This window comes from Streptomyces sp. NPDC002490 (genome assembly GCF_040296045.1).
Lineage (GTDB): Bacteria > Actinomycetota > Actinomycetes > Streptomycetales > Streptomycetaceae > Streptomyces.
The window spans coordinates 1-7,069 of the sequence record NZ_JBEOWM010000104.1 but is presented as its reverse complement, the minus strand read 5'-3'; the positions used below and the strand labels follow the sequence as shown (position 1 = coordinate 7,069).

Genomic DNA, 7,069 nt, shown 5'->3' with positions numbered 1-7,069 from the left:
AGACACACATGCCGGTGATCTTCGCGAACACCCACCCACGAAGATCACCGCCAGGGGATCACGTCGTGCAGTTGATCAATTACCCAACACTTTCTCAGGCGATGTGGTCCTCCGTCAGCTCGGCGTTGAGGCGCTCCCCGAAGGACTTGACGTAGCGCTTCAACGCGGTGTCGCTCTCCTCGACCTCGTACGCGGCCCGGAGGTCCGTGCCGAAGCTCGCCGGGGTCGGGATGCCGCCCTGGGCCTTGGTCAGTTGACGGAACACCTGGTAGTAGGCGTCCTCCCGGGACACGCCCTCCGGGAACCCGCCACCACGCCGCTCCGTCCGCCGGCGCCGGTCGTTCGCCGCCGGGTCGTGCACCACCGGGTCGGCCGCCTCGGGGGCCTCCGGGACCTCCGGAAGCTCCGTCAGGTCGTCCGGACGATCCACGGCCTCGGCGACCGGCCCCTCCGGGGCCGCCGCACGGTCGGCCGGAGCGGTGCCGTGACCCAGCGGGCGCATCTGGTTCGGCCCCGCCGGCACCCGGAACCCGGGCCGCGGAGGCTCGGGCACGACGTACCCGGGCGGCGGTTCGGACCACGCCGCCGCGTCCTTTGGAACGTTCCGCGGCGCCGGTAGGGCACCCTCCGGCCACGCCTCCTCCGGGAACGGGTCCACCGGCGGTTCCGCCCGACCGGGGCCCCCGCCGACCGGGTGCCGCCGCCCCTGCTGGTCCTCCGACCACCAGTGTCCGTACTGCTCGTCCGGTGCGTAGGAGGGGTCGTAACCGCCCTCGTAGGGCTGCTGCTGCCCGGACGCGAACCACGGGCTGCCCTCCGGCCCCGCACCCCCCTCGGCAGCGTCCGCGCCGGGCGCCCGGCGCACGGGGCCGGCCGGGGCGGCCGAGCCGCTGCGGGCCGCGGCGAGCTGACGGTCCGGCTCCCGTTCGAGCACCGGGGCGCCGGACGCGCCGGACCGGCCGTCCGGTTCGGACGGACCGGACGGGAGGGCCGGCCCGCCCGGGGTCACCTCGGCGGCGGGCAGCACGGCCGGTTCGATGCCGGCCGCCGCGAGCCCCGCCGGCGCCGTCTCGGCCAGCGGCACCCCGTACCGGGCCAGCCGCAGCGGCATCAACGACTCCACCGGGGCCTTGCGGCGCCATGCGCGCCCGAACCGGGAACGCAGCCGGGCCTGGTAGACCAACCGGTCCTGTTCCAGCCGGATCACCTGGTCGTAGCTCCGCAGCTCCCACAGCTTCATCCGGCGCCACAACAGGAACGTCGGCAACGGCGACAGCAGCCACCGGGTCAGCCGCACGCCCTCCATGTGCTTGTCGGCGGTGATGTCCGCGATCCGGCCGATGGCGTGCCGCGCCGCCTCCACCGAGACCACGAACAGCACCGGGATCACCGAGTGCATGCCCACGCCCAGCGGGTCCGGCCAGGCCGCGGCGCCGTTGAACGCGATCGTCGCCAGCGTCAGCAGCCACGCCGTCTGCCGCAACAGCGGGAACGGTATGCGGATCCAGGTCAGCAGCAGGTCGAGCGCGAGCAGCACGCAGATGCCCGCGTCGATGCCGATGGGGAACACGTAGCTGAAGTTCCCGAAGCCCTTGGCGAGGGCGAGTTCCCGCACCGCGGCGTACGAGCCGGCGAAGCCGATGCCCGCGATGACGACCGCGCCGGCGATGACCACGCCGATGAGGATGCGGTGGGTCCGCGTCAGCTTGAGTGGCTGGGCCACCGTCGTTCCCCTCCCTGCGCCACCCGGGTGTGCTGCGCTTCGCTCTGCCGCAGAACGGCCGTTGCGCGCAACAGAGTCGCACACATGTGCCCAGAGGTGCGGGTGAGGGGCTGGTGGAACTGCTGCCGACCGGTCGTCGGAGCAGGCGCCGCGGGGCGTCCCGCGTCGCTCCACGGGCTCGCCCCGCGGACGGAGACGGCCCCCGCCGGGCGCGGCGGGGGCCGTTCGGAGGGACCTGTCGGCCCGGACCGGTCAGGACTTCGACGGGGACATGGACATGCCGGCGCCCTCACCGGCGTCGCCCTTGTCGTCCTTCGCGTCCTTGCCGTCCTCGGTGCCCTTGTCGTCCTTCGGGTCCTTCTCGGCGGCGTCGGCCGCGGTGTCGTTGGCGGCGACGACCGCGGACACCACCTCCTTGGCCGCCCGCTGCGCCGCCTTGGTGAGGGCGTCCGCGCCGGGCGTCGCGTCCCCCGCGAGGCCGGCGCCGTTGTAGTCCACCGTCACCACGACGTTCTCGACCCGCGCCACGACCGTCTGCTGCTTGAAGGTGCCCTCCTTCTTCTTCAGGTCGTAGGCGATGGTCTGCGCCTCGTCGCCCGCCCCCGACAGCGGGGTCGCGGTGAGCTTCTTCGCGCCCGCGGTCGCCTTGGCGTCCGTCACCTGCTTCGTCAGGTACTCCCGGGCGAGTTCCTCGCCGGAGCCACGGGACTGGTCCGAGTCCAGGCGCAGCAGCGAGACGGTCAGCCAACGGAACTGGGAGCCGTCCACCCCGTTGTTGTCGAGGCTGCTCCACGAGCAGGTGCCGCGGGAGTCCGCCTCGTTCGACGAACCGGCCTTGCCGGACTTGGCGTTCGGGACGAGGTCCTCGCGGACCTTCTTGGGCAGCGCCTCGCAGGCGTTGGGCAGCCGCGAGAACTTCGCCTTCTCCACGGCCGGCGGCGCGCTGGAGGCGCTCGGCGCGGTGGAGGAGGAGGCCGAGGCGCTGGGCCCGCCCTCCTTGGCGTCGCCGCCCTCGGAGTCGGAGGAGCAGCCGGCCGCGCCGACGATCACCGTTGCGGTGGCCGCGCAGACGAGGATGCGGGTGAGTCGCTGTGCTGGTCGGTGCATGGTTCCTTCACTCGTGACGCGGTGGATCGGTGGGCCCGGGGACGTGGTCCGAAGGGTCACGGTACGCCGAACGGGTGAGGGGCGGGCCGGTGGCGGAAGGAGCGGCCGACCGGGGACGCCGGTCACCCGCTGAGCCGCTCGACCAACCGGGACGCCAGGGTGCGCGCGCTGTCCTGCATCTCCTTGCTGTCGGGCTGCGCACCGGAGAGGGTCGGTTGGGCCTCGTACCCGATGGTCACCACCACGTTGGACGTGCGGAACACCACAGTCACCTCCCGGTGCTGGGCGGAGCCCGAGGAGGTCAGCGCGTCGTCGAGGAAGGCGCTGTCACCGAGATCGTCCAGCACCCGGGGCAGCAGGTCCTCGACGGAATCCGCCCCCTCGGACGGGTCGCCCGAACCCGACGCCCCCTCGGACGGGGCGGTGGACCCGGTGGCGTCCGGAGAGGCGGAGCCGGCGGGCGCCGTCGAGGCGGAGGCGGAGCCGGACGGCTCCTCGGAGACGCTCGCGGTCGGGGCGGGCAGGTCCGCCTCGGCCTCCTTCACCGCGTACACCTCCTGGGCGCGGTCCTCGTCGCTGACCTCGCCGTCGTAGGACACCACCCGTTCCAGGTCGACCAGCAGGTGGTGGGTGGCGTCGACCGACTCGGCCTTCCAACGGCAACCGACCCTGCGGTCGGTGTCGTAGGTGGCGGTCGCCGTGCCCTGGTACGCCTTCTCCCGCTGCTCCTCGTCCGGCTGCTCCTTGACGCCGGGCAGCAGCGAGTCGAGCGTGTCGCGGTCCACGGCCCCGCAGGGCTCGGGCAGGGTGCGGTGGCGCCCCGGTTCGGCGGCCGGCGCGGTGGCCCCGGGGCCGCCCTGCTTGGCGTCGGCGGGCTCGGCGTCCGGGTCGGCGCCGCTGGTGCAGCCCGTGAGCAGGGCCGCCGCGAGGAGCACGGCGATGCCCGGCGGGTACGCCTTCCGCTGCACGGTGATGGCTCCTCTCGATCCGGTGCGCGCCGGGGGCGCGGGAACGCGGCCGGGCCCTGCGGAGGCTTAATCGCTTGCCGTGAGGGAGGGACCGGCCGACACAATGTGTATCGCACGCACGGCCGTGAACGCCGGTCCACCATCCTTTTCGTGACCTTGGCTCCGGTTATTTGCGCTTCACTACTTTTTTATCGGTTATGGGGGAAAGAGGACGCTATGTCGTACGTGGAGGTTCCGGGCGCCCAGGTACCCATCCGGATGTGGGCCGACCCGACCACGGTGGAGGACGGGGCGATGCAGCAGCTCCGGAACGTCGCCACCCTGCCGTGGATCAAGGGTCTCGCCGTGATGCCGGACGTCCACTACGGCAAGGGCGCCACGGTCGGTTCGGTCATCGCGATGCAGGACGCCGTGTGTCCCGCAGCGGTCGGAGTGGACATCGGCTGCGGCATGTCCGCCGTCCGCACCTCGCTGACCGCCGGCGACCTCCCCGGCGACCTGTCCCGACTGCGGACGAAGATCGAGGAGGCCATCCCGGTCGGCCGCGCCATGCACGACGAGGCCGTCGACCCGGGCCGCTTCCACGGGTTCGCCACCGCCGGGTGGGACGGATTCTGGAACCGGTTCGGGGGGATCGCCGACGCGGTGCACTTCCGTCAGGAACGCGCGGTCAAGCAGATGGGGACGCTCGGCGGCGGCAACCACTTCGTGGAGGTGTGCATCGCCACCGACGACTCCGTGTGGCTGATGCTGCACTCCGGCTCGCGCAACATCGGCAAGGAACTCGCCGAGCACCACATCGGCATCGCCCGGTCGCTCCCGCACAACCAGGGCATCGTCGACCGCGACCTCGCCGTCTTCGTCACCGGCACCCCGCAGATGGCCGCCTACCGCAACGACCTCTTCTGGGCACAGGAGTACGCCAAGTACAACCGCGCGCTGATGATGTCGCTGCTGAAGGACGTCGTCCGCAAGGAGTTCCGCGCGGCCAGGGTCGCCTTCGAACCGGAGATCTCCTGCCACCACAACTACGTGGCCGAGGAGCGGTACGACGGCATGGACCTGCTGGTCACCCGCAAGGGCGCCATCCGCGCCGGCTCCGGTGACTACGGCATCATCCCCGGCTCCATGGGCACCGGCTCGTACATCGTGCGCGGGCTCGGCAACGAGAAGTCGTTCAACTCCGCCTCGCACGGCGCCGGTCGCCGGATGAGCCGCAACGCGGCCAAGCGGCGGTTCTCCGTGCAGGACCTGGCGGACCAGACCCGGGGCGTCGAGTGCCGCAAGGACGCCGGGGTCGTGGACGAGATCCCCAGCGCCTACAAGCCGATCGAGCAGGTCATCGGGCAGCAGCAGGACCTGGTGCAGGTGGTGGCCAAGCTGAAGCAGGTCGTTTGTGTGAAGGGGTGACGGGGTGGGGGCCCTCCCCGTTATCTTTTTCGCGGTCCTGCAACGGGACCGCTGGCCTCCGGGCCCGGCATGACTGTGTCCCCCTGTCGAAGGCATGACCTGGGGGGTGGTATCACCGGGCCCGGGAGGTGTCGTCACAGACGCTAATGAGAGGTCCGGCCACCGTCCGGTCCGGCGCAATGCCGGACAGCTCGCGGGCGGCAGGTCTGCATAACGTGGATGCGCGCGCACGACACCACTGCCGAGGCCAGCACTGCCAACCCTTGTGGGAAGGGTGCGATGTTCGACACCGATGACGTGGGCGTGTTCCTCGGCCTGGACGTCGGCAAGACGGCCCATCACGGGCACGGGCTGACTCCGGCCGGGAAGAAGGTCTTCGACAAGCAGCTGCCCAACAGCGAGCCGAAACTGCGGGCCGTGTTCGACAAGCTGACCGCGAAGTTCGGCACCGTCCTGGTGGTCGTGGACCAGCCGGCCTCGATCGGTGCTCTGCCCCTGGCCGTTGCCCGGGATGCGGGCTGCCGGGTTGCCTACCTGCCCGGACTGGCGATGCGGCGGATCGCCGATCTCTACCCAGGCGAAGCGAAAACAGACGCCAGAGACGCGGCGGTGATCGCGGACGCTGCCCGCACCCTGCCCCACACCTTGCGCTCGCTGGAACTGACCGACGAGATCACCGCCGAGCTGACCGTCCTGACCGGCTTCGACCAGGACCTTGCCGCCGAGGCCACCCGCACCAGCAACCGGATACGCGGCCTGCTCACTCAGTTCCACCCCAGCCTCGAACGCGTCCTCGGTCCGCGTCTGGACCACCAGGCCGTCACCTGGCTCCTTGAGCGATACGGATCCCCGGCCGCCCTGCGCAAGGCAGGCCGACGCAGACTCGTCGAACTCATCCGCCCCAGGGCCCCACGCATGGCCGCCCGGCTGGCCGACGAGGTCTTCGACGCCCTGGACGAGCAGACCGTGATCGTGCCCGGAACCGGCACCCTCGACACCGTCGTGCCCTCCCTGGCCCGCTCTCTCGGCGCTGTCCACGAACAGCGCCGGGCGCTGGAAGCCCAGATCAGCACCCTGCTGGAGGCCCACCCTCTTTCCCAGGTCCTGACCTCGGTGCCGGGAGTCGGCGTCAGGACCGCAGCCGTGCTGTTGACCACCGTCGGCGACGGCAGCAGCTTCCCCACCGCCGCCCACCTCGCCTCCTACGCCGGCCTGGCCCCGACAACGAAGTCGTCGGGAACCTCGATCCATGGCGAACACGCACCCCGAGGCGGAAACCGGCAGCTCAAACGGGCCATGTTCCTGTCCGCCTTCGCCTGCATGAACGCCGATCCCGCCTCCCGGACCTACTACGACAAGCAACGCGCCCGCGGCAAAACCCACACCCAGGCCCTCCTGCGACTCGCCCGCCAGCGCATCAGCGTCCTGTTCGCGATGCTCCGAGACGGCACCTTCTACGAGTCCCGAACCCCCACCGTCACCCTCACCGCATGAACGAGACCGACACCCCCAAAACCGACAGCATGGGATTGACGAACGACATAGAGGCACCCTCCCGCCCCTCTTCGTTGCCCCCCGTCGTGTGCCCCGGGCACAAGGCGCCGCCTGCTCTCGACATGCTTCGGCCGCTCGGGGACGGGCGCCCGGGACCGTGACGGCGCCCGCCGTCGAGGCGCGCCGGCATGCGGTCGGCCGTGGTGGCCGCCGGAGCCGTGCGGCCGGGCCCCCCCCCCCCCCCCGCCCCCCCCGGCCCCCCCACCCCCGCGGGCCCCCCGTCACCCATAAACCCCACCACCACCCCCCCGACCGACCCGGCGGGATACCGGACCCGGGCGCCGGGCCCGCCCACCAAAACCCGGAC

At 71.8% G+C, this 7,069-nt stretch carries 5 protein-coding genes; 2 read left to right on the top strand and 3 right to left on the bottom strand.

Annotated features, from left to right (window positions below):
- Positions 1 to 94 precede the first annotated feature (94 nt).
- The 3 genes from ABT092_RS30600 to ABT092_RS30590 form a co-directional block, all read right to left on the bottom strand.
- Positions 95 to 1,723, bottom strand: a complete 1,629-nt coding sequence (locus tag ABT092_RS30600; RefSeq protein ID WP_351249730.1) for a DUF2637 domain-containing protein — start codon at positions 1,721 to 1,723, stop codon at positions 95 to 97.
- A 252-nt stretch (positions 1,724 to 1,975) separates the two neighbouring features.
- The gene (locus ABT092_RS30595; protein ID WP_351249728.1) at positions 1,976 to 2,830 is read right to left on the bottom strand and encodes a DUF3558 family protein; all 855 of its coding nucleotides are present in this window, start codon (positions 2,828 to 2,830) and stop codon (positions 1,976 to 1,978) included.
- Positions 2,831 to 2,952: 122 nt separating this feature from the next.
- Positions 2,953 to 3,798 carry a DUF3558 domain-containing protein gene (locus tag ABT092_RS30590; RefSeq protein WP_351249726.1) on the bottom strand — a complete coding sequence of 282 codons (846 nt, stop codon included), beginning with the start codon at positions 3,796 to 3,798 and terminating at the stop codon, positions 2,953 to 2,955.
- A gap of 216 nt (positions 3,799 to 4,014) precedes the next feature.
- Between ABT092_RS30590 and ABT092_RS30585 the strand changes: the two genes are divergently transcribed.
- Positions 4,015 to 5,208 (top strand): RtcB family protein, encoded by a 1,194-nt coding sequence (locus tag ABT092_RS30585; protein ID WP_351249724.1) that lies wholly within the window; start codon positions 4,015 to 4,017, stop codon positions 5,206 to 5,208.
- A gap of 279 nt (positions 5,209 to 5,487) precedes the next feature.
- On the top strand, positions 5,488 to 6,702 hold the full coding sequence (locus tag ABT092_RS30580; RefSeq protein WP_351249722.1) for an IS110 family RNA-guided transposase: 1,215 nt from the start codon (positions 5,488 to 5,490) through the stop codon (positions 6,700 to 6,702).
- Positions 6,703 to 7,069: the final 367 nt, after the last annotated feature.

Coding starts and splice junctions, on each gene's coding strand:
- ABT092_RS30595 (WP_351249728.1), bottom strand. CDS start 2,830: ATGCACCGACCAGCACAGCGACTCACCCGCATCCTCGTCTGCGCGGCC.
- ABT092_RS30585 (WP_351249724.1), top strand. CDS start 4,015: ATGTCGTACGTGGAGGTTCCGGGCGCCCAGGTACCCATCCGGATGTGG.
- ABT092_RS30580 (WP_351249722.1), top strand. CDS start 5,488: ATGTTCGACACCGATGACGTGGGCGTGTTCCTCGGCCTGGACGTCGGC.